At 74.8% G+C, this 22,612-nt stretch carries 13 protein-coding genes; 5 read left to right on the plus strand and 8 right to left on the minus strand.

The features are described 5' to 3' along the window. Window positions 1-239: 239 nt before the first annotated feature. Window positions 240-1,088: a hypothetical protein gene (locus tag WMF22_RS15580; RefSeq protein ID WP_437299861.1), complete on the plus strand. Its 849-nt coding sequence runs from the start codon at window positions 240-242 to the stop codon at window positions 1,086-1,088. 18 nt (window positions 1,089-1,106) lie between these two features. Here WMF22_RS15580 and WMF22_RS15585 read toward each other — a convergent pair whose 3' ends face one another. Next, window positions 1,107-3,251 carry a thrombospondin type 3 repeat-containing protein gene (locus WMF22_RS15585; RefSeq protein WP_438036249.1) on the minus strand — a complete coding sequence of 715 codons (2,145 nt, stop codon included), beginning with the start codon at window positions 3,249-3,251 and terminating at the stop codon, window positions 1,107-1,109. Between the two features lie 61 nt (window positions 3,252-3,312). After that, window positions 3,313-4,542, minus strand: coding sequence for a hypothetical protein (locus WMF22_RS15590; RefSeq protein WP_438036250.1), 1,230 nt, complete (start codon window positions 4,540-4,542; stop codon window positions 3,313-3,315). Between the two features lie 175 nt (window positions 4,543-4,717). Here WMF22_RS15590 and WMF22_RS15595 point away from each other — a divergent pair, with 175 nt between their 5' ends. Both WMF22_RS15595 and WMF22_RS15600 read left to right on the plus strand, forming a co-directional pair. Then, window positions 4,718-5,773 (plus strand): PEGA domain-containing protein, encoded by a 1,056-nt coding sequence (locus WMF22_RS15595; RefSeq protein WP_438036251.1) that lies wholly within the window; start codon window positions 4,718-4,720, stop codon window positions 5,771-5,773. A gap of 5 nt (window positions 5,774-5,778) precedes the next feature. Continuing rightward, on the plus strand, window positions 5,779-7,752 hold the full coding sequence (locus tag WMF22_RS15600) for a hypothetical protein (protein WP_438036252.1): 1,974 nt from the start codon (window positions 5,779-5,781) through the stop codon (window positions 7,750-7,752). 14 nt (window positions 7,753-7,766) lie between these two features. Here WMF22_RS15600 and WMF22_RS15605 read toward each other — a convergent pair whose 3' ends face one another. The 3 genes from WMF22_RS15605 to WMF22_RS15615 all read right to left on the minus strand — a co-directional run bounded on the left by WMF22_RS15605 (window position 7,767) and on the right by WMF22_RS15615 (window position 10,508). Continuing rightward, window positions 7,767-7,973 (minus strand): hypothetical protein, encoded by a 207-nt coding sequence (locus tag WMF22_RS15605; RefSeq protein WP_438036253.1) that lies wholly within the window; start codon window positions 7,971-7,973, stop codon window positions 7,767-7,769. A gap of 109 nt (window positions 7,974-8,082) precedes the next feature. Then, window positions 8,083-8,967 carry a type II toxin-antitoxin system HipA family toxin gene (locus WMF22_RS15610; RefSeq protein ID WP_438036254.1) on the minus strand — a complete coding sequence of 295 codons (885 nt, stop codon included), beginning with the start codon at window positions 8,965-8,967 and terminating at the stop codon, window positions 8,083-8,085. After that, window positions 8,964-10,508: a DUF262 domain-containing protein gene (locus WMF22_RS15615; protein ID WP_438036255.1), complete on the minus strand. Its 1,545-nt coding sequence runs from the start codon at window positions 10,506-10,508 to the stop codon at window positions 8,964-8,966. Before WMF22_RS15615 ends, WMF22_RS15610 begins: the two co-directional genes overlap by 4 nt. A gap of 161 nt (window positions 10,509-10,669) precedes the next feature. Between WMF22_RS15615 and WMF22_RS15620 the strand changes: the two genes are divergently transcribed. Both WMF22_RS15620 and lon read left to right on the plus strand, forming a co-directional pair. Next, window positions 10,670-11,551, plus strand: coding sequence for a hypothetical protein (locus WMF22_RS15620; protein WP_437299868.1), 882 nt, complete (start codon window positions 10,670-10,672; stop codon window positions 11,549-11,551). Window positions 11,552-11,603: 52 nt separating this feature from the next. Next, complete coding sequence (gene lon, locus WMF22_RS15625; protein ID WP_437536277.1) at window positions 11,604-14,018, plus strand: endopeptidase La; 2,415 nt, start codon at window positions 11,604-11,606, stop codon at window positions 14,016-14,018. Window positions 14,019-14,090: 72 nt separating this feature from the next. Here lon and WMF22_RS15630 read toward each other — a convergent pair whose 3' ends face one another. The 3 genes from WMF22_RS15630 to WMF22_RS15640 all read right to left on the minus strand — a co-directional run bounded on the left by WMF22_RS15630 (window position 14,091) and on the right by WMF22_RS15640 (window position 22,603). Continuing rightward, entirely contained in the window at window positions 14,091-18,110 is a 4,020-nt protein-coding gene (locus WMF22_RS15630; RefSeq protein ID WP_438036256.1) for a UvrD-helicase domain-containing protein, read from the minus strand. After that, window positions 18,107-21,256, minus strand: coding sequence for a PD-(D/E)XK nuclease family protein (locus WMF22_RS15635; protein ID WP_438036257.1), 3,150 nt, complete (start codon window positions 21,254-21,256; stop codon window positions 18,107-18,109). Before WMF22_RS15635 ends, WMF22_RS15630 begins: the two co-directional genes overlap by 4 nt. 516 nt (window positions 21,257-21,772) lie before the next feature. Continuing rightward, window positions 21,773-22,603 (minus strand): SRPBCC family protein, encoded by an 831-nt coding sequence (locus WMF22_RS15640; RefSeq protein WP_438036258.1) that lies wholly within the window; start codon window positions 22,601-22,603, stop codon window positions 21,773-21,775. Between the last annotated feature and the right edge of the window lie 9 nt (window positions 22,604-22,612).

Below are 22,612 nucleotides of genomic sequence, written 5' to 3' on the forward strand. Positions count from 1 at the left end.
GCTTCCCTTCAAAATTACGCTCCGCGCCAGATCGGGGCCGCCTCCCTCCGGCTCTTGTGAGCCTCGGCCCATGACGGGCGCCGGTGAGGGCCGTCACGTCGCGTCGGTCACCCCGAGGCGCGCCTCGGGGCCGCCCTGCGCGCTCCGCGGTTGCTCCTGTAATCGGGTGTCATCGACAGGACACGAGACAGGCGCTTCCCTGGGCTCGACGCGCTGTCCCCCACGTGGAGGTCTGTCCCATGTTGAAACACCTGATGATTGAAGAGATGGTCGCCCTCGTCGCTCCGTGGATCGAGGATGCCCAGCGGAAGCGGCTGTTCCTGTCGATCCCGGAGATCGCCGGGCTGCACGACAAGGTGGCCGAGGTCCACGGCGCCGTGCTGGCGGTTCGCCCGAGCAGGACGGGCGCGTCGGCCGGGATGACGGCCTTGAACGACGAGCTCTCGAAGGTCGACGAGCGCCACGATCACCTGGCCAAGGCGGTCTCGTACGGCATCGACGCGCACCGCGAGCACTGTCTGGCGGAGGAGCCGCCGGACGTCGGGGGGGCGGAGGCATGTGATCGGGCCCAGGCCAGCCTGTTCCCGACCGGGCTCGCCATCATCAAGGCGTCGCCCACCGCGGAGTCGGGCAACACGGCGCGGATCGCCCGGCTCCTCGACGAGGAGCCCTCGACCGCCGCGTTCCTCAAGGTGATCCCGGCGCCGGGCAAGACGACGCTGCTCCACACCGTGCAGCGGTGGATCGCGTCGGGCAAGGAGCTCTCGACGATCGAGCACCGGCGGGACGCGCTCGCCGCCAAGGAGAAGACCGCGCCGGTCGTGAACGCGACGATCCTGGCGGCGCGCAATCAATGGCTCCGCGTCGTCTCCGCGGTGCTCTCCAACCTGGAGATCTCCAGCGCTCCGGCGGAAGCCATCGAGACGATCCGCGGCCCCGTCCTGAAGGCGTCCGAGCGAGCCGGCAGGCGCTACGCCGGCGGCAAGGCCGGGAGCGCCGGCGCCGAAGGGCCTCGCCAGCCGGCGGCAGCGGGGGAGGGGGGCGCCGCCGCCGGAGGCGCGCCCGGGGTCAGCCCGCCTGTGGAGTGACGCGGCCGGCGGCGCGCGTCACCCGCGCCGCCGCCGCCACCGCGCGAGGAGCGACGCGGCGGCGAGCCACGCCGCTGCCGAGCCCGCCGCCCCGTCGGCGCCCGCCGCGAGCCCGCAGCCGTTGCCGTGCGCCCGGGGATCGCCGCGCAGCGGCCTGGGGGTGGCGCCCTCGCCGCCCGAGCCGTCTTCGCCGCCGTCGCCTCCGCCGCCGCCCGCCCCGGGGTCGCCGCCGCCCGGGCCCGCGTCGCCGCCGCCCGCCCCGGCGTCGCCGCCGCCGCCGCCCGCCCCGGCGTCGCCGCCGCCCGCGCCGTCCTCGCCGCCCGCGCCGCCGCCGCCGCTGCCGGCGTGATCGGGCACGCAGCCGCCGGCCACGCAGGTGCCGCCGGGGCAGCGGGCGCCCTCGTTGGGGAAGAGCGCGCACTCGCCGTGCCTCGGGTGGCACCGCGCGGAGGTGCAGACGTCCCCGGAGGGCGCGCACACGACCGGATCGGCGCCCTTGCAGACGCCGCCGTCGCAGGCGTCGGTCCGGGTGCAGGGGTCGCCGTCGTCGCAGGGCGTGCCGTCGGGCTTCGCCGGCGCGCTGCAGTCGCACGCGTCGCCGGCGTTGTCGCCGTTCGCGTCCTCCTGCCCTTCGTTCGAGAGGAACGGGCAGTTGTCGCCGGCGTCGGGTACGCCGTCGCCGTCGTCGTCGTCGTCGCACCGGTCGCCGTAGCCGTCGCCGTCGACGTCGCGCTGGCTCGGGTTCGCCGTGAGCGGGCAGTTGTCGCCGTCGTCGGGCGCGCCGTCGCCGTCGCCGTCGCCGTCGCACGCGTCGCCCTCGCCGTCGCGGTCCAGATCGGACTGGTCGGGGTTCGGGATGGAGAGGCAGTTGTCCACGCCGTCCTCCACGCCGTCGTCGTCCCTGTCCAGCGCGTTCAGGTCGCACGCGTCGCCCCGGCCGTCCGTGTCGGCGTCGGCCTGATCGGGGTTGGGGACGACCGGACAGTTGTCGACCTCGTCGCCCAGGCCGTCGTTGTCGTCGTCGTCGTCGCACGCGTCGCCGCGCTCGTCCGGCGGCGACTCGTCCTTGTTGTTCTCCTGCCCCGGGTTGGGCGCCGACGGGCAGCTGTCGACGCCGTCGGGCACGCCGTCGCCGTCGTCGTCGGGATCGCAGGCGTCGCCCGCGCCGTCGCCCTCGAGGTCCGACTGATCGGCGTTCGGCGTGAGCGGGCAGTTGTCGTCGCCGTCAAGGACGCCGTCGCCGTCGTCGTCGGGATCGCAGGCGTCGCCCGCGCCGTCGCTGTCGGCGTCGGCCTGAGCCGGGTTCGGCGCGGACGGGCAGTTGTCGTCGAGGTCCTTCACGCCGTCGTCGTCGTCGTCCCCGTCGCCGTCCGCGTCCCAGTTGACGACGTAGGACCGCTCGCGCACCGACATCCCGGCGAGCGCCGGCGCCGGGAGCGCGTCGAGGTGGGCCGCTCCCGCGTGGGAATCGGCCCGGCTCGCGCGCTGTCCGCCGAAGTGCATGACGATCCGCGTCGCCCCGGGCGGCAGCTTCAGGGTGAACTCGACGACGGGCCCCTGCGTCGCCGCGCAGTCGAAGGTGGTCATCCCGACGCTCCCCGGCACGAGCGCCGCGGAAGGCCCGAAGAAATTGAAATGGAGGCTCGGATCCCCCGCCATGTCGTCGGCGTCGTCCGTGGCGAGCCATCGATCCGCCGGCGTGAACTCCAGATCGCCCGTGTACGACTGCGTGATGGTGGTGCTGTTGTCGGATCCGACGTTGGTCTCGATCCGCACGACCGCCGTCCGCTCGCCGGCGGTGGGGTTGCGGAGGATCTCCAGGAAGCGCGCCCAGCCCTCGTCCGTCGGCACGTAGATCTTCCGGGTGACCTCGAGCTCGCCCATCAGCGCCGGCCCATGGACGAGCTGCCGCCCGTCCATCTCCTCGGCCCGGGGCGAGGAGGGGAAGCTGATCCCGTCCACCCGCAGCGCCATGCCGGTGTCGAAGGCGTCGTTCGTCCCGTCGCCGATCACCCCGTCCATCCCGATGTCCCACCGGAAGGCGAGGCCATCGATGAGGTCCTGCAACGGGGCCGCGGCGGAGCACTGCGCGGCCGCGCTCCGCGGCGCCGCGGCGAGCGCCAGCGTGGCGCCGAGCGCGGTGATCATGGCGGTTCGCTTCATCCTCTTCACCCTCTCTCGCCACGCGGGGCCGCGTCCCATGGCCCGATCGCGCTCGTCACCGTCATCGCCCCGCGCCGCCCGCGGCCGGCCCCTGCTCGCCTTGCGCCGGCTCCGGGCAGCCGCGCCGCGACGGGTCGCCGCCCCCGGAGCCCGCGGCCGCATGGGGGCAGAGGTCGTCCTGATCGGCGACGCCGTCCTCGTCCTCGTCCTCGACGGGGCAGCCGTTCCTCTTCGCGTCGGCGCTGGCCGGGCCGTGCGCGTACGGGCACGCGTCCCGCGCGCCGGGGATGCCGTCCATGTCCGGATCCGCGCTCGCGCCGGCGTCCGCCGCCGCGCCGGCGGGCGGCGCCGGGGGAGCCCACGCCACCGTCCCCATCGCGCGGAACGACGGCGTGCCGATCGCGTCGCCGATGCCCGGACCGGCGGCCGCCCCGACGACGAGGCCAGCGAGGGGGCGGGACGGGCGGAACGGGCGGAACCGAGCGCCGAGCAGGAGCTCGGCGCTCGTCGTCCTCTCCACCTCGACCCGCTCGCGCGCGGTGAGCGACAGGGAGCCGCCCTGGAGCATCGTCTCGGCCAGCACCTCCGGGCCGAGCTGCAGCCGCTCGTCCCAGAGGAGCACGCCCGCGCCGCCGCCATAAGCGAGCGTCGAGGGGCTCTCGGAGCTCCGCATCACCGCGCCGGCCGCGACGCTCCACACGACGCGCGCGATGCGCCCGCCGAGCAGGAGCTGCGGCGTGACGCGGACCGCCCCATCGCCGACGTACGCGTCCGAGCTGCCCGTGGGCAGGTGCAGCGACGCGCTCGTGCCGAGCTGGAAGGGGTCGCCGTCGTCGCCGAGCAGCCGCACGCGCACGCCGAGGCGCAGATCGCCGAGCGCCGGGGACGAGGGCGCCTCGGGCGCGCCCGCGCCGGCCGCCGCCGCGGCGCCGTCGCCGCTCTGGGCGAGCGCGAGCGGCAGCGAGGCCGAGACGAGCAGCCGATCCCACAGCGAGAGGGAGCCGCCGACGTGGAGGAGCGACTGGCTGCCGACGATCGCCCGCTCGGGCGAGGCGCCGCCTCCGAGCGTGAGCGGATCCTCGGCGTGGTCGAACAGGGCGAGCCCGCGCGGGACCAGGTGCCCTCCGATGAACGGCGACGGCACACCGAAGAGCGGATCACCCGCGGGTGTCGGCTCGAACCGGCTGAGCGCGACGGCGCCAGGCCCCTCCGCGCGCGCGGAGGACGGGCCGAGGGCGATGCCGATCAGCGCGCCCGCGAGCGCCGCGCCCACCGTGATGAAGCCTCTCATGGGCGCCGGATGGTATCCCCGCGAGCGCAAGCGGAGCAAAGACGATTTGTCCGAGACGTTTCCAACAGTTGCTCGTGCGGCGCGTGCATCGGGTACCATCGCGGTAATCCGAGGTGGAGCGTCGGAGAGCCGGAGCGCGGCCATCGCGGCGCGCCTCCGCCAGCAAGGAGCATCGATGCGAGGGAAGCACCTGGGCCATTGGGGGCGCGCCACCGCGGCCGCGCTCGGCGTGGGGCTCGCGGCGGGCGTCGCCGCGGCCCAGCCGGCGCGCTCCGCGCCCGCCGCGACACCGCCCGCCGCGACACCGCCCGCCGCGACGCCGCCCGCCGCGACGCCGCCCGCCGCGACGCCGCCCGCGGAGACGCCGCTCGCGGAGTCGCTGACCGGGATGGCCAGGGCAGAGCACGGGGCGGGCGCGGCGCTGTTCGACGACGGCGACTACGCGGGCGCGCTCGCGCGGTACGAGCGCGCCTACGAGCTGTCGCGCGATCACCGGCTGCTCTGGAAGGTCGCGCTCTGCCAGAAGAACCTGCGGCGCTACGCGACGATGATCGCGACGCTGCGCCGGATGGAGGCCGAGGCGGGCGCCGCTCTGTCGGCGCGCGACAGGCAGGACGTCGCCGATCTCATCAAGGCCGCCGGGAGCTTCGTGTCCCTCCTCGATGTCACGGCGAGCGAGCCGGGGGCCGCGGTGCTCGTGGACGACGAGCCGGTCGGGACGACGCCGCTCGCCGCGCCGGTGCCGATCGACATCGGCGAGCGCCGCATCCGCGTCTCGAAGCCGGGCTTCGTCGATTTCGTACGGCAGGTGAAGGTCGTGGGCGGCGACAGCGTCGCGCTCGTGGCGCGGCTCGACCGGGCGGTGCACCGGGGGCGGCTCGCCATCGCGGCGGGGCAGGACGATCTCATCGCGATCGACGGCAAGGTGGTGGGCAAGGGCCGCTGGGAGGGCTCGGTGCAGAGCGGGACCCACGCGCTGCGGGTGACGGCGCCGGGGATGACGCCGCACGAGGCGCAGATCCTGGTCCGCGACGACGAGCGCCGCCGGATCGACGTGTCGCTGGAGCGCGCCGCGCCGCGGGGCGGCGCGAGCAAGTGGCTCTGGATCGGCGGCGGCGCGGCGATCTTCGCGGGCGCGCTCGTCGCGGGCTCGCTGCTCTTCGAGCCGGGGACGCCGGCGGAGCAGGGCAGCCTGGGCACGGTCCCGCTCGGCTTCGGAGGGAGACGTTGATGCGGATGAATCGGACGAAGCGGGCGAAGCGGACCAGGTCGGTGCCGGCGGCGGCGTTGCTCGCGCTCGCGGCGGCGGCGGCGGCGGGGTCGGCCTGCGGCGGGGAGAAGGGGCAGCTCATGGTCGTCTTCCAGACGGACATGTCGCTGCCGAAGGACATCGATACGGTCCGGATCGAGGCGACGCTCGACGGGTCCGTCGTCTACGACGAGACGTTCGAGCGGCTCGGGACCGACGGGTCGATCCGCCTGCCGGCGACGCTGGGCTTCCTCACGCCCGACGACCCCTCGCAGTCGCTCCGGGTGCGCGTCATCGCGAGCCGCGGCGGGAAGGACGGGGTGCGCCTGCTCCGCGAGGTGCTGACGACCGTGCCCGAGGGGCGCACGGCGACGCTGCACATGCCCATCCAGTTCCTGTGCGACGGCTCGGCCGAAGTCGAGCGCGACGAGCAGGGCAACGCGCTGCGCGACGCGGAGGGCAACGTGCTCGTCAAGAACAGCTGCCCCGAGGGCCAGAGCTGCGTCGCGGGCTCGTGCGTGCCGCGCGAGGTCGACTCGCGCGCGCTGCCCGATTACGAGGCCGTGGCCGTGTTCGGCGGCGGGGCAGGCGACGGCGACGGGATCTGCTTCGACACGCTGAAGTGCTTCGCCGGCGCCGCGTCGGCGCCGGTCGATCTCGAGGCGTTCGCGGCGGACGGCACCGTCTGCCGGGCCGCCGCGCCGAGCGGCGACGTGAACGTCGCGCTGCTCACGCAGGGCGGCGGCATCTGCGGCGAGAGCGCGTGTTTCGTGCCGCTCGACGCGGAGAGCGACGCGGGCTTCCGGGTGGAGGAGGGCAACGTGCTCCGGCTGCCTGTCGAGGTGTGCCGGCGGGCGCAGAGCGGCAAGCTCGCGGGGCTCGCGATCGCGGCGGCGGGCGAGGGGCAGTGCCGCAGGAAGGGCACGGATCTGCCGACGTGCGGCCCTTGGTCGGCGCTGATGGGCGGCGAGTCCACGGTGCCCGACGCGTCGGCGCCCGTCCCCGTGGCGGTGGCGCAGGTCCACCCGGTGTCGCTGCGGGTGGCGGCGGGCGGCGTGACGTGGATCGCGGGCGCCACGTTCGACGGGGAGGGGATGGCCCAGCAGGACGGGGAGCTGAAGACGGCGCCCGTCGGCGGCGGCGATCCGCTGATCCTCGGCGCGACGCAGGCCTCGCCGCGGGATCTCGCGATCGACGAGGCGCGGCAGGTGGCCTTCTGGACGAACGCGGAGGACGGCACGCTGAGGGTGGTCCCGCTCGCGGGCGGCGAGCCGCGCGTGCTGCTCGCGGATCTGGAGCAGCCCGAGGGGCTCGCGCTCTCGGGTGGCGCGCTCGCGTGGACCGAGCTCTGGGGGGGCGGCGTGTTCCGGGCGCAGCTGAACGGCAGCGGCGCGGAGGTCGAGCTCGGCGCGCCGGAGGAGCTGACGCCGACCGGCGCGGCGTTCTCGTCGCCCTACCGCGTGGCCAGCGCGGGGGACACCGTGTGCTGGACGTACCAGGGCACGCTGGGCAGGACCGACGGGGCGGTGGCGTGCCGCGTGGGAGAGGCCTCGGTGACGGTCGCCGCGGAGCAGCTCACCCCGCGGGAGATCGCGCTCGACGTGGACGGGGAAGGGAACGCGGCGGCGGTCTACTGGGCGAGCTTCGAGGGCGGCAGCGTCTTCCGGGCGGATCTGAGCGGGGCGGAGGTCGGCGCGCCCGAGGAGATCGCGTCGGATCAGGGCCAGCTGAACGGCCTCGCGGTGGACGAGGGGCACGTGTACTGGACGCGGCGCGACGCGGGGACGGTCGTGCGCATGCCGAAGGGCGGCGGGGAGCAGGAGGTGCTGGCCTCGGGGCAGGCGCGGCCGGGCGACATCGCGGTGGACGAGACGACCGTCTACTGGATCAACGAGGGATCGCCGGACGGCAGCGACGGCGCGCCGGTGAAGGACGGGGCGGTGCTGAAGCGCGCGAAGTGACGGGCGGTAATCCGTCAGCTGGACGGCGTGGCGGTCGCCAGCGGGACGCGCGACATGTGCTCGTCGATGCGCGTGCGCTCCTTTGCAAGGTAAGGCAGCTCCGCCGCATGCTGCTGCCATGCCTCGCGCACGCGCTCCGCCGCCTGCCGGACCCAGCCCGCTACCTCGTCGAACGGGCGATCGGTGACCTCTGCCAGCAGGCGGAACGATTCGACCCGCACGTCCTCGAACCGCCGCGAACCGCCGAGGTCGAGCGCGAGCCTGTCGGCGAGCGGCGGTACGTAGAGGATGGACGCTACCAGATCGTAGGCGGGGGTGACGCTTGTCCGGTTAGATCAAGGACCAGTTCTTGAGGTGGGCGTCCGTGTTCCCGCAGAGCACGCAGAACACGAGGCGCTCGCAGTAGGGTCGCAGATCATCCGGGGCGAGCTGCGCGAGGACGGCCGCGATGTGCTCGTAGCGCCCTGTGTACTGTGGGTCGCCAGGCGGGCGGTCGAGCACCTGGCCCAGATCCTCGATGTGGACGCGCTCGCCGCCGGGCAGGCGATCGAAGCGCTCGATGAGGAAGACCGTTCCGTCGCCGATCGGCGTGCCGTCCGGAAGCTCGATGAACTCTTCGATGCGCGCCTGTCGGCACGGCGGCACCGAGATGCCCGACGCTCGTGCCCAGAGCATCGTGGCGAGCTCGACCCGAGGTAGCTCCTTGTGGAGCGGATCATGAAACTTCGCGATGTAGGATCCCGTCTGCCCTTGCACCGGGAGGGTCAGGCCACGCTCGCCCTCGCGAACCGACAGCTTGTACTGCGCTCCCGCCAGCGACGAATGGAGCAGCCCCTCCGCCGTGGGCGGAGCCTGGACGCGGCTCACACTGGAATCGCGCGAGAGCCGTGGCAGGCAGGGAACCAGGACCACAGCGCCCGGAAGATCCTCGCCGAGGATTTGCAGCAAGTCGAACTCGTCGTCCTCATCGCAGCGGGCTTGCTTGGCGACGGCGCGGCGAAGCGGTCCCTGAGGGAGGAGGTGATCGAACCAGCAAATCAGGTTGCCGGTGCTCTCGATGTCACCCGGCTTGCGGTCCTCGAAGAGCTGACCGAGCACCGGGGCATCGGTCGTGCGGAGCCAGGAATCGTCGAACGAGAAGCGGTAGTCCCAGTCGTTGAAGCACTCCAGGATGCCGACCCGCACCGAGCCGAGACGGACCTCGAGGGCGCTCATGTCGTGGCAGCCTGCGCCTCGACGCGCCGGACCAGCTCAGCGATGGGGAGCCGGTCGGTTTCGCCCGGAGCGCTTCGCTCCGAGAAGAAGCGCTGAAACCATCGATCCAGCTCTCGCTGTCGGCGCTCAACGAACCCGGCGATGTCCCCGCGCTGAAGCGCATTTGCTGCGTCTCGGTCCAGCCCATGGCTTCGCAACACCTCATCCGGCGCGGGTGGGAGCCGGGCGAGCTGCCGGCTGCCTGGGAGCAGGATGCGCCGTGCGACCGTCGACGGCGCGTGACTGTCCACGTCGCGAAAGATCTTGGCCAGATCCCGCCTGTCGAGCAGCCTCTGAATCTCCTGCAGCGTGTAGACCTCGCCCGTATCGACGTTCCGGGGATCCATGTGGAGCATGGCGACCGCGCAGAGCCGCGTGGCCGCGCTGTGTCCCGACCAGACCGTGGAGGCGGTCGGTGATGCCGCCTGCTTCGGGGCCGTGAGGAGCAGGCGTTCCACGGAGGCGAACTCGTCGCGGTCGATCTTGGACTGAAGTTGGTTGACGGTCGGGTGGCCGCTGTCCGCGTGGATGCCAGCGAGCGCACCGCGCCAGATCCAGCGGACCAGGAGCGTCCGCGTGCGCGAGTGTGGGCTCGGGTGCAGGTGGAAGAACCGGGCGAGGAGGATGAGCGGGAGCTGGTAGGGCAGGAGCTGTAGGTGAATGATCCCGGCGTCGTCGGCGAGGAACGCGAGCGCGCGCCGTAATGCGGTCTCCGTGTCCTCGACGGCGGCCGCCCTCACGTCCGCCGCATCGCCCTCGCGTTCCGTGTAGGTGTGCCGCGGATCCCGCCCTTCGACGGCCTTGAGGCAGCGCAGGAACACATCTGGGGCCATGACCCCGAACCCGGTCTGTTCCTGGAGACGTGCGCAGGCGCTCTCGAGCGGGCGCAGCGCTGTGCCGTTGAAGAGCGCATCGAACACCTCGCTCTCTTTCATCGGAACGCCGGACGTGTTCGCCCGCTTGAAGATCAGCCGGAGAAACTCGTTCGAGGCCTCTTCCACGACGTACGCCGGGATCTGGTACTCTCGGATTGCCTTGCTGAGCGCGATGGCGCGCTCGACCAGATCGCGCCGCTGCTTTCCGAACGGCCACTCGTGCAGCCAGTCGAGCAGCAGAACTGAATCCGAGACGACGTTCAGCGGGATCCAGTGCGGCGGAGGCTCTGCCGAGCGCAGGCGGACGAAGCGCTCCTCCTCGAGATCGAACCACACCGCGTGGATGTCGCCGCGGGGCCGCTTGTCGGGGTGCAGCAGGGCGCCGGCGAGCGCGTTGATGCGTTGCTGGCCATCGACGACGAAGATCGCGTCGGGCATGGCGGGGGCGTCCACGCGGAGCGGGCCGAAGTGCAAGAGCCGCGGCTCAGCTGACAGCTTGGACAGGATGAGCACACCGACGGGGAACCCGCGGTACACGCTGTCGAAGAAGTCGAGGACATGCGCGGAGCGCCAGCGGAGCGGGCGCTGAAACTCGGGGATCCGAAGCTTGCCGTCCCGGATGTCCAACAGCAGACGCTCGACGCTGAGCGCTCTGGCTTCTGGGCGGCGTTCAAGGCGGCGGCTATCCATCTACTCAAGGGGTAGCGCCTCCTGGCGATCGCCGGCAAGTCGCACCCAGGCGCCGCGCCGTCTGCGCGCTCGCCGCCGCGTGTGCTATGGGCCGATCCGTGAAACGCACGGCGCTTCTCCTGCTCGTCCTCGCGCTCCCGGCGTGCGGCTCGAGCTACGCTCAGCAGGGCCCGAGCGACACGCTCCGGGCCTACGCGCAGGCGCTCCAGGAGGGGCGCGTCGACGCGGCCTACCGGCTGCTCTCGGACGAGGCCAAGCGGTCGATGTCGCTCGAGGCCTTCCGGCGCGCGGTGCGGGACAACCCGGACGACGCGCTCGAGATCGCCCGCGCCATCGCGCGGCCCGCGGCCGATCCGGTGGTGACCGCGACGGTCACCATGCCGAACGGCGAGGAGCTCCTGCTCGTCTTCGAGGGCGGCCGCTGGCGGCTCGACGCGGCGGCGGTCGATCTCTACGGTCAGGCGACGCCCCGGCAGGCGCTGGTGGGGTTCCTGCGGGCCTTCGAGCGGCGGCGCTATGACGTGATCATGCGCTACGTTCCCGACGCCGAGAGGGAAGGCCTCGTCGAGCCCGCGGGCGCCGCGCCCGAGGAGGCAGGCCCCCCCGGCGAGGCGGGCTCCGCGCGCGCCGGCGAGGGCCCGGCGCAGCCCGCCGGACCTGGCGCCGCGCCGCCCGGCGCGGGAGCCGGACCTGGAGCCGCGCCGCCCGGCGCGGGAGCTGACGCGGCGCAGAAGCCGGGCGGTCGGCCCGGGACGGTCAAGGCCGCGGCCGACGCGGGGCAGCTCACGCCCGAGAAGCTGAAGAGCGCCTGGGAGGGGCCGCAGAAGGAGCAGATCAACCGGGTCGTCCAGGCGATCAAGGCGGCGCTGCCGACCGCGACCATCGAGGAGACCGGGGACAGCGCGTCGATGGCCTATGGCGCCGGCGGCACGGTCGCTTTCACGCGCGAGCACGGGGTCTGGAAGATCAAGGACTTCTAGCGGCGCGCCCGCGTCATGGCTTCGAGAAGAGCGCTGTACTAGGGTTGTCTGCATGCCGACCGGCGATCCTTCTTCGCGAACGCCTCCCTCGCCCGACGCGGATAGCGTCCCGATCCTCCCGCTGCGCAACTCGGTGCTGTTCCCGATGTCGGTCGTGCCGATCAACGTCGGCCGGCCGCGGAGCGTGCGCCTCGTCGAGGATCTCCTCGGCCGCGAGCGCGCGCTGGTCGGCGTGATCAGCCAGAGGTCGCCCGACGTGGACGAGCCGACGTTCAAGGAGCTCTACTCCGTCGGGACGGTCGCGCGCGTGGTGAAGGTCATCCGGCTCGGCCCGAACAACTACTCGGTCGTGCTGAACGGGCTCGGCCGCTTCCGGGTGAAGTCGGCGTTCTCGCTGGAGCCGTACATGCGCGCGCGGATCGAGCGCATCCCGGAGTCGCTCGTGCGCGACGTGGAGCTCGAGGCGCTCGGCGCGGGCCTGCGCGAGGCGACGCGCGAGGTGCTCGGCCTGATGCCGAACCTGCCGCGCGACACGGCGGGCATCCTCGACAACGTGCGCGAGCCGGGCGCGCTCGCCGATCTGATCGCCTCGAACTTCCCGCAGGCGCAGGCCTCGGTCGGCGACAAGCAGGAGATCCTCGAGGCGTTCGACGTGAAGGCGCGCGTCCGCCTCGTGCTCGCGATGGTCGGCCGCCAGCTCGAGGTGCTGCGGGTCAAGAAGGAGATCTCCTCCATGGTGCAGGAGGAGATGGGCAAGTCGCAGCGCGAGTACATCCTCCGGCAGCAGATGAAGTCGATCAAGGAGGAGCTCGGCGAGGGCGGCGACGACGACGAGATCGAGGAGCTCCGCGAGCGCATCCGGCGCGCCAAGGTGCCGGCGGAGGTCGACAAGGTGGTCCGCAAGCAGCTCAGCCGGCTGCGCTCGATGGCGCAGCAGTCGGCCGAGTTCAACGTGACCAAGACGTACCTCGAGTGGATCGCGGATCTGCCGTGGTCCAAGACGACGGTGGACAAGCTGAGCGTCGAGAGCGTTCGGCGCTGCCTCGACGAGGATCACCTCGGGCTGGAGAAGGTGAAGAAGCGGATCGTCGAGTACTCGGCGATCCGGCAGCTCCGCACGGACAAGAAGGGGCCGATCCTGCTCTTCATCGGGCCGCCCGGCGTCGGCAAGACGTCGCTCGGCAAGTCGATCGCGCGCAGCATGGGGCGCCGCTACGAGCGGATCGCGCTCGGCGGCGTGCGCGACGAGGCGGAGATCCGCGGGCACCGGCGCACCTACGTGGGCGCGCTGCCCGGGCGCATCCTGCAGGCGCTGAAGAAGGCGGGGACCAAGAACCCGGTGCTCGTGCTCGACGAGGTCGACAAGATGGGCGTCGACCTGCGGGGCGATCCGGCGGCGGCGCTCCTCGAGGTGCTCGATCCGGAGCAGAACTCGACGTTCCAGGACCACTACCTCGACCTGCCGTTCGATCTGTCGCAGGTGATGTTCCTCGCGACCGCGAACAACTGGGACGGGATCCCGGGGCCGCTCGTCGACCGCATGGAGGTCATCGAGGTGCCCGGCTACACGCGGACGGACAAGCTGGGGATCGCGCGGGAGTTCCTTGTGCCGAAGCAGCTGTCGGCGCACGGGCTCACGGACGAGCGCCTGGAGTTCACGGAGCCGGGCATCGAGGCGGTCGTCGACCACTACACGCGCGAGGCGGGCGTGCGCGGCCTGGAGCGGCAGATCGCGGCGGTGTGCCGCGCGACGGCGGTGAAGGTCGCCGAGGGCCACGACGTGCGCGAGGTGGCGACGCCCGAGCACGTGGAGCAGGTGCTCGGCCCGCACAAGCACCGCCCCGAGATCGCCGAGCGGACGCTCCAGCCCGGGGTCGCGACCGGCCTCGCGTGGACGCCGGCGGGCGGCGAGATCCTCTTCATCGAGGCGACGAAGATGCCGGGCAAGGGCAACGTGGTGCTCACCGGCAACATGCGGAACGTGATGCAGGAGTCGGCGAGCACGGCGGTGAGCTTCGTGCGCAGCAAGGCCGATCGGCTGCACCTCGATCCGGAGTGGCTCAAGGAGATCGATCTGCACGTGCACATCCCGCAGCACGGGACGCCGAAGGACGGGCCGAGCGCGGGCGTGACGATGTTCGCCGCGGTGGCGTCGCTGCTGCTCGGGGCGTCGGTGCGCAGCGACGTCGCGATGACGGGGGAGATCTCGCTGCGCGGGCGGGTGATGCCGGTCGGCGGCGTCAAGGAGAAGCTGCTCGCGGCCCACCGCGCCGGGATCCGGCACGTGCTCATCCCGGCGAAGAACCGGCGCGACCTCGAGGACGTGCCGCAGGACGTCAAGGATCAGATCAAGATCACGATGGTGTCGTCGATGGAGGAGATCCTGCCGCTCGTGCTGGAGCCGCCGCGGCGCGCTCCGGCGCAGAGCGCGTCGCCGGAGGAGCTCGAGGAGCAGGCGGGGGTGTAGCGGGGGGGCGCTCCACGAGCGCCGTACCGCCTTCGCTCGATCTCGAGCGCGTTCCGGGGGGCCGCGGCGACGCTAGCCGTGGCAGGCGCGCACGAAGCCGCAGCGCAGCTTGCGGCACGCCTCGGCGGGGACGCCGTCGAAGCGATCCTCGGCCCTCGCCTCGGCGAAGCGCTCGGCGAGCCGGGCGAGCTCGCGCTCGAACCGCGCGTGCTCGTCGTCGGTGAAGGTCCCCATGGGGCCCGAGGCCGCGAGCCACACGGGCTCGACCTCGGCGCCGACGAAGAGCACGCCTGCGCGGACGGGGCGGTCGGGGTGGCGCCTCCTGAGCGCGAGCGCACACGCGCGCAGGCGGAGCTCGTACGGCGAGAGATCCGCCCGGGGGCGCGCGCGCTTGTACTCGACGACGTCGATGAGGCCGCCCGGGTGCAGGACGGCGAGATCGATGGCGAGCGAGAGCGCGAGCCTCGCGCCGCGCCGTCGTCCGGCGCGCTGGGGCTCGACGTCGAGCACGAGCGCCTCCTCCCGGAGGAGCGACGCCTCCTCGCCGCGCACCTGCCGCGCGTAGGGGCCGTCCAGGAAGCGCGCGACGCGCTCCGCGGTGCGCAGCACGTCCGGGCCGTGCGGCGGGAACCCCTCGAAGGTGAGGCGGGCGGCGACGTCCTGGGGCTCGGTCGGCTCACCCCAGCGCGCGCGCGGCCAGCGCTGGAGCACCCGGTGCACGGCGCGGCCGGGAGGGCGAGGGTCCGCGCCGTCCTCGAGCTCGACGCGCTCCTCGCCCGGGAGCTCGGGCGGGCCCTCGACGTCGAACAGGCCGAGCTGGCCCTCGCCGGCAGGCTCGCCGATCCCGAGGAGGTGGCGCAGCCGGAAGCGGCGCGGGCACGCCTGGAACGCCGCGAGGGACGCCGCCGCGACAAGCACGGTCTGCGCGCGGGCAGGCCCCGTCGCCGGCGGCGCCCGGGGGGCCGGCGCGGCGCGCGCGTACGCGTCGGTGCCGGGCGCGGGCGCCTTCGCCCCGGCGAGCAGCGCGCTGGCGTCGAGCGTCGCGCGGAGGGTGCCGGCGAGCGTGGGGGCCTCGACGCCGAGATCCGCCGCGGCGCTGCGGGGCTCGGCGTCGGCCGCGGCCGCGGCCCGGGGCTCGGCGTCGACCGCCGCCTTCAGCGTGAGCCACGCCGAGCCGCTCCGCGGCTTCGCCTCGGCGCCGACGAGCACGAGCTCGCGGCGGGCGCGCGTGATCGCGACGTACGTGAGCCGCTGCCGCTCGGCGCGCTCCCGCGCCCGCACCTCGGCGCGCGCCGCCTGGAGCGCGGGCGTGCTGACGGGCAACGACGGCCCGCGCGCCGCCGCCTCGGCGTCATGGAGCGAGCCGGTCCGCGACCGCCCGTCGACGACCCGCGCGTAGTGGCGCACGAGCAGGGCGGCAGGCCGGTCCCCCGCGGCGGGGACGTAGCTCAGGCCAGGCTGGGCCGCGCGGGGCTCCGCGTTGAGATCCAGCAGCACGACGGCCGGGAAATCGAGCCCCTTGCTGGCGTGGATCGTCGTGAGCCGCACGGCGTCGTCCTCGGGCGAGAAGACAGCGGCCTCGGGCTCGTCCGCCTCGTCGCGGATGCGGCGGTCGAGCCAGCGGACGAAGCTCGCGAGCGAGCCGCCCCGGCGGCGGGCGATGGAGACGAGGCGGTCGACGTTGCCGAGGCGGGCCTGGGCGCGAGGGAGCGCCGCGATGACGCGGTCGAGATCGAAGGCGGTGACCGCGGCGCGGATCGCCTCGCCCGGCGTCGAGCGGAGCGCCGCGCGGCGCAGGCCGGCGTAGCGGGCGCGGAACGCCTCGAGGCGCTCGCGATCGCCCGCGGGCAGGCGCGCGAGGACGGGGAGCGGGCGCCCGTCGTCGAGCTCGGCGTCGTCCGGGGAGGGCGACCAGGCCCCCTGCGCCTGCGCGGCGGCGGGCCAGCGGCCGAGCAACGGGACCGCGAGGCCGCGGCCAGGAGGCGCGAGGAGCGCGAGCGACGTGTCGGAGAGCGCCACCACCGGGCCGCGGAGGACGGTCGCCAGGGCCAGGCGATCGCGCGGATCGAGCAGGAGGCGGAGGATCGCGGCCAGATCGCGGACCTCGGCCGCGTCGAAGAGCGCGCGGCCGGCCACCACGTACGGGATCTCGAGGCGCGCGAGCGCGAGCTCGACGAGCGGGATCGTGCTCCTCCGGCGGGTGAGCACGGCGACGTCGCGGAAGCGCAGATCGCCGGTCGCGGCGCCGTCGCCGCCCGCGCCGCGGACGCGCCGCGCGATGTACGCGGCCGCGATCAGCGCCTCGCGCAGCTGTCCGCGCGCGTCCCGGACGAGGGCGTCGACCCCGTCGGGAGCGCCGCCGCCGTCGCTGACGAGCACGACGTCCGTCGGGCCCTCCGCGGCCCTGCCCGGCGCCGCGACGAGGTGCTCGGCCGCGCTGTAGGCGATCTCGAACTCGCGCGGCGCGCCCGCGTCGCCGTCGCCCGCGCCGCGATCCTGGGCGAAATCGCGCGCGGAGAAGGCGTTGATGAACGCGAGCAGCTCGGGCGTCGACCGGCGGCTCTCGCGGAGCGCCACGAAATCGGCGCTCGGGTCCGGCGACCAGAGCGCGGGCGCGAGCTCGAGCGCGCGGCCCGCGGCGGCGCCGGCGAGCTCCGCGCAGACGCGGCAGAAGATGGAGACGTCGGCCCCGCGGAACCCGTAGATGGATTGCTTGCGATCGCCGACGAGGAACAGGCCGTGACCGGACAGGCCGGCCGCCGTCGGGGCCGCGCCGGCCGGGCGCGAGAGGGCGGCGTCGCCCCGCTCGCGCAGGAGGTACACGAGATCGCGCTGCACCGCGCTCGTGTCCTGGAACTCGTCGACGAGCAGCACGTCGACCGAGCCGCGGACCGCCGCGCCGATCGCCGGATCGTCCCGCAGGCCGTCGCGGGCGGCGCGCAGGAGATCCCCGAACCCGAGGCCGCCCTCGGTGCGGCGGATCGCCGAGAGCCGCTCGCGGATCTCCTCCAGCAGCTCGACGATCCGCGCCTCGCGGCGCGACAGCGCCGGGGCCTCGCGGAGGAAGCCGAGCAGCTGCTGCGCCTTGTCGCGGTGGGTCTCGCCCGGCAGCGCCTCGCGGAAGGCGATGAGCGCCTCGTCGGCCGGCGTGGACTTGCTCTTGTGCGGCTTGCGCTGCGTGAGAAGCTCGATGAGCGGGGCGCTCGCCGCGCTCGCGGCGAAGGGCGCGCCGCCGTCCTCGCGGCCGAGCGCCGCCACGAGCGCCGCCGCCGGCGCGCGGAAGGCGGCGCTGCCGAGCGCGGCGCTCTCGGCGGCGAGGCGGCGGAGCTCCCGCGCGAGCGCGCCGGCCTCGGCGGCGTGGTCGGACACGGCGAGCCGGCGCGGCGCGAGGCCGTCCTCGTCGAGCCGGTCGAGCAGCCGCGTGACCTCGCTCCGCGCGGCCTCGACGCCGCCCGTCGCGGCGATGAGCGCGCGCGCGGCCTCGGCGCGCTCGCCCCCCTCGGCGAGCGCGCGGCTCAGCGCCTCGTCGACCGCGAGGTCGCTGAGCGCCTGCGCCTCCTCCTCGTCGAGGATCCGGGCCGAGGGCGAGAGCCCCATCGCGATCGCGTGGCGGTCCACGATCTGCTTGGCGACGCCGTGGAGCGTGTCGATGCGCGCGGCGGGGAGGCGGGCGAGCGCCTCCTCCGCGCGCTTGCGCAGCTCGGCGACGGGCAGCGACGCGCCGCCGCCCGCGCCGGCGAGGCCGGCGACGGCCGCCCGCCGCGCCCGGAGGATGTCGGCGAAGGGGATGTCCGCCTCGCCGTTCCAGCGGGCGATCTCGCGGAGCGATCGCTCGACGCGGTGGGCGATCTCCCGCGCCGCGGCGCGCGAGAACGTCGTCGCGACGATGCGGTCCGGCGGCACGGGCGGCGCGGCGGACGCGGCGTCGGGCAGGCCGAGGGAGGTGAGGCCGAGCGTGAGCAGCACGTAGAGCGCCGTGAGGCGGTGGGTCTTGCCGGTGCCGGCGCTCGCGGCGACCACGACGTTGCGGCGGAAGGCGTAGATGAGCGCGTCGCCCTCGGCGAGCTCCGCGCCGCGCGGCGCGGAGCTCACGCGACCTCCTCCGCGGCCTCGTCGCTCGGCACGACGGCGGGGCGGCGGCACACGTCGCGCGCGTCGCACCGCGCGCACATCGTCGAGAGCGCCGGCCGCGGCGCGGCCTTGCCCTCCCAGAGCGCGACGACCGCGGCCCGCGCCGTGCGCGCGGCCTCGGCCCAGCCCTCGGCGAGCGCGCGCTGGTCCTCGGCCGTGCGCGGCCACAGCTCGATGAGCCCGCGCTGGCGCACGCCGATGTAGACGGCCCGCACCTCCTCCGCGCCCAGCGCGCGCGCCGCGATGGCGCTGTACAGCGGCAGCTGGAGCGCCCTCCGCCGCTCCTTGGCGTCGGGGAGCTTGCCTGTCTTGTAGTCGACGACCCGCACGACGCGCTGGTCGGTCGATCGATCGAGCCTGTCGATCTGGCCGTCGACCCACAGGCTCGGGCCGCCCTCCTCGTCGGACAGCGGGGGGAGCTCGAGCGGCTGCCAGGGGGGCGGCTCTCCGGCGCCGAAGCGCCGCTCGGCCAGGAAGAAGCGGAGCTCCGGCGACGCGTCCTCCCCGTCTCCGTCGAGCGTGCGGGCCACGACCTCCATCACGTCCGCGATCGCCTTCTCGACCGCCTCGCGGCGGAGCGGGGCCATGGGCGTCGAGGCGCCGAGCGCCGCCTCGGCCGCGGCGCGCGCCGCGGCGAGCTGCTCGGCCGGATCGCGCTCCGGGCCGAGCTCGCGCAGCGCCTCGAACGAGGCCTGCAGCGCGCGGTGGATCAGCGTGCCGCGCTCGCGCGCGTCGGCGGACTCGGCGAGATCCTCGGCGCGGCGCACGTGCAGGACGCGCCGGGCGAACGCCGCGAAGGCGCAGCCCACGGCGCGCTCGATGTGGGTGACGGCGATCGGCCTGCCGGGGTGCGCCCCGCCGATCGCGGCCCTGAGCTGCGCGGCGAGCGCGGGGTCGCGGTCGACGAGGACGCGGCCCGTGTGGAGGTCGATCGGCGCGCGTGGATCGAGGAAGAAGTCCGCGCGGGCGCGCTCGATCCGGATCTGCTCCGCGAGGTCCGCCGCCGGCCGCCCGCCGCCCGCGAGGGCGATGAGCTCCGCGTCGCGCGGGCCGAGGGGCGCCGCGTCCGGGGCGACGCGCGAGGCGGGCTCCGTCCGCTGGTGCGCGCCGGCCGCCGCGGCCGCGGTGAAGAGCGGGTGCGGCTCGTTCGGCTCGCTGTCGTCCCCGCGCGTGAAGCAGAGGGCGACGCGCCGGGCGCCGGCGAGCGCCCAGCCGAGCTCCGCGCGCTGGGCCGCCTGGCGCTCGCGCCCCGTCGCGGGGCGGCTCGGCGCCGGCAGCCTCCCGCGGAGCGCCTCGCCGAGCAGCGTCTCGTCCGCGCCCGGGCTGCCGCCGTAGGCGCGCGCGTCGAGCCCGGTCACCACCACCACGTCGTGCTCGAGCGCCGTGAACCCCGCGGCGACGTCGATGCGCACCGCGCCGGCGCGGCCGGCGTCGCCGCGCGGCCCGGCGCCCTGCTCGGCCGCGGCCCGCTCGAGCTCCGCGTAGATCTCGGCCGCGGTGGCGGGGCGCTCCTCGCAGCCGAGGTCGTACGCGGCCCGCGCGAGCGCCTCGGCCTGCTCGCGGATCGCGCGCGCGGCCCGCGCTCCTTGGCCCATCGCACCCATCGCACCCATCGCCTCGGGCGCGAGCGCGCCGCCGCTCCGCCGCTCGCCGCGCAGCGCGGCGCGGAGCTCCTCGATCCCGGGCTCGCCGAAGCCCAGCTTGTCGAGCAGCGAAAGGAAGCGCCGCACGATCTCGGGCCGCGTCGTCGCCTCGCCGATCCAGCGGGCGCTGGCGAGCAGCCGCTCCAGCGCGTGCGGCATCCACGCCTCGTCGTCGCCGTCCTCGTCGCCGTGCGCGCCGCCCAGCACCGAGAAGCCCAGGGCGAGCTCCGCGTCGCTCAGCGCCTCCTCCGCGGTCGCCGGCGGCGTCCGCGCCGTCCCTGCGCGGCGGTCCGCGCGGCGGGCCGCCACGACCGAGATGAGGCCGTCGATCAGCAGCCGGCCCGTGCGATCCACCTCGACCGGCACGTCGCGCAGCCGGTGGGCGAGGTCGGTCGAGCGCCGCTCCGCCTCGGCGGCGGACGTGCGGTCCATCCAGGCGCCGGCGTGGACCCCGGGGGCGCGGAGGATCTCGATCGCCTGCTCGCGGCGCACCGGCCCGACGGCGAGGCGCAGGAGGGCGAGCGCGACGCGCCCGTCGGGGCAGCTCGCGGCGGCGCGGCCGCGCGGCTCCGACGAGCGGACGCCCGCGTCGGCGAGGGCGGCGCGGAGGGGCTCGAGCGCGGCGTCGTCGAGCGCCGGCACGATGACGGCGATCCGCTCGGGCGGGATCCCGCGGCCGAGCGCGGCGGCCACCTCGGCGGCCGCGGCGCGCGCCTCGCCTTCCGGGGTCCTCGCCGCGATGGCGGCGAGCGGCTCCGCTCCGCCGTCGGGCACCCACGCGATCTCCGGCGCGTCCTCGAGCGAGGCCCAGCGCCGCTCCAGGGCGTCGGCGACCGGCGCAGCGCCGTCGTCCGGCAGCGCGGGCAGCTCGACGGTGACGCCCGCGCCGCCGCGGGCGCGGACCGCGGCGTGGAGCGCCTCGACCCAGGCGAGATCGTCGGGCTCCCAGGCCACGGCGCCGCGGATCGTGACCTTGCGCGGGAGCGGGAGCGCGGCGGACGCGCCGGCCGAGCGGAGCGCCCGCGCGAGCAGGAACCCCGCGCAGCGCGGGTCGACGAGGCGCGCTGCCCGCAGGGCGGCGTCCGCCCGATCGAGGACCTCGGCGATGGCGATCGCGTACGGGGTCCCGAGCGCCCGCAGCTCCGCCGGGGAGGTCCCGGCGCGCCGGAACGCCCCGAGGGCGCGGTCGAGGGCGTGCGCGAGCGCGACGCGCGCGGCGGGCTCGCCCGGCTGCCGCAGCCGATCCGGCGGCAGGGCGTCGAGGGCGAGCCGGGTGGCGAGGCGGGTTGTGTGGGGGCTCGCTATGGCGTCGTCCGGCGCCAGCAGGGCGAGCGCCTCGGAGACGAAGCTCCACCGTGAGCGGATTTCCTGGTCCGCGGTGCGCGGGTCGCGCAGATCGAGAGAGGCGAGCTCGCGTTCAACGTGCCGCTCGGTCGGGACAAGGAGGAGCGATGTTCTGCTCACCACCGCGAGACGGCCGAGCACCGCTCCCGGGAAGCGCAGGCGCCCGCCGCGGCGGGAGGCTGAGAGGGCGCCGGCGCATCTGAATGCACGTCCAGCAAGGGGTACCTCACGGCAGACGCTTTACTTCATGCATCCGTCCCCTCGCAACCTCCGCCGGGGGCGCGCCTTGTTGAAAAAGTCCCGCGGAATGTGGGAATTCTTGTGGGGAAATCGGAATGCGTGTTGAAAAACCTGTTGGGAACCCTGGACGGTCCGGGCCGTAGCCTCCGTAGATCTGCGGAATTGCACCCGGCGAGCGCGCGCCGGAGCACGCCCGGGGCGCTCCGGAGTTTTCAACAGGCTCAGCGGTGGGCGGCGGCGGCCGGAGGCGACCGGGCGTCACGACGGGGGCGTGAGCCGCCTCGGTCGACCGAGCGGGGAAGGGCGGACGGAAGGAGAGAAGGGGAGGAGGGGGTCTGGGCGCTCTGTCGCGAGGCGCCCTGTCGGTCGGGTCGGTTGCGTCGGTCGCGGGGAGAGCTAGCGGCGCGCCACGTCCTTGTCGCGGCGGACGCTCGTGTCGTCGGCCGGCGGCAGATCGGCCACGCTCGCTGGCAGCACGGCGGGCGCCGCCGTCACGCTGCGCTGATCGTCGCCTCGCGCGGCGGGAGCGGCGCCAGCGGACGCGGCGGCGGGCGTGCTCGCTGCGGCGCCCGGCGGAACGTCGGTGGCGGCGGCGGTTGTCGCCCCGGCGCCGGGGGGCGCCTCGGACTGTGCGCGATTCCGCACGGCGGTCACCGCCTTGTCGGCCGCCTTGACGAGCTGTGTCGTCACGACCGAGGGCGGGAAAGGGAGCTTCGGGGCGACGAAGAGCTCGAGCTTCAGGATCGTGTGGTGCTCGTCGACGGCGCGGAGCCGCCAGCGAGCGCGGAAGTCCGCGACGTTGCCGCGCTTGTGGCGGCCGGAGATCACCTCATCGGCGCCGTCCTTCGTGGGCGGCGACATGTCGGCGACCGTCCAGATGTGCGCGGCGCCGTTCAAGATCGGCACCTGAAGGTAGACCTCGCTCGTGCCCTTGCGCTTCGTGAGCACGCGGCTCTGGTCGAAGGGGCCGATGAACGTCTTGTAGTTGCCGTAGGAGGTGACGATCTTCCGGACCGTCGGCAGGGGCGCTTTCACGAGGATCGCCGCGCCCCCGGTGTCGATCGCGGCGACGGGCCCGGTGGTCTTCAGCGTGTACCGGAGCGCCTTCCCGAGCGACGCGAGCTTCTCCGACTCGGCGTCGGCGGCGCGGGCCGCGCGCGGCGAGAGGGAGAGGGCGAGGACGGCGAGCGAGAAGGCGATCAAGGACAGGGACCACAGTTTCTTCATGGACTCTCC

It is taken from the genome of Sorangium sp. So ce204 (assembly GCF_051526795.1).
GTDB lineage: Bacteria > Myxococcota_A > Polyangia > Polyangiales > Polyangiaceae > Sorangium > Sorangium cellulosum_B.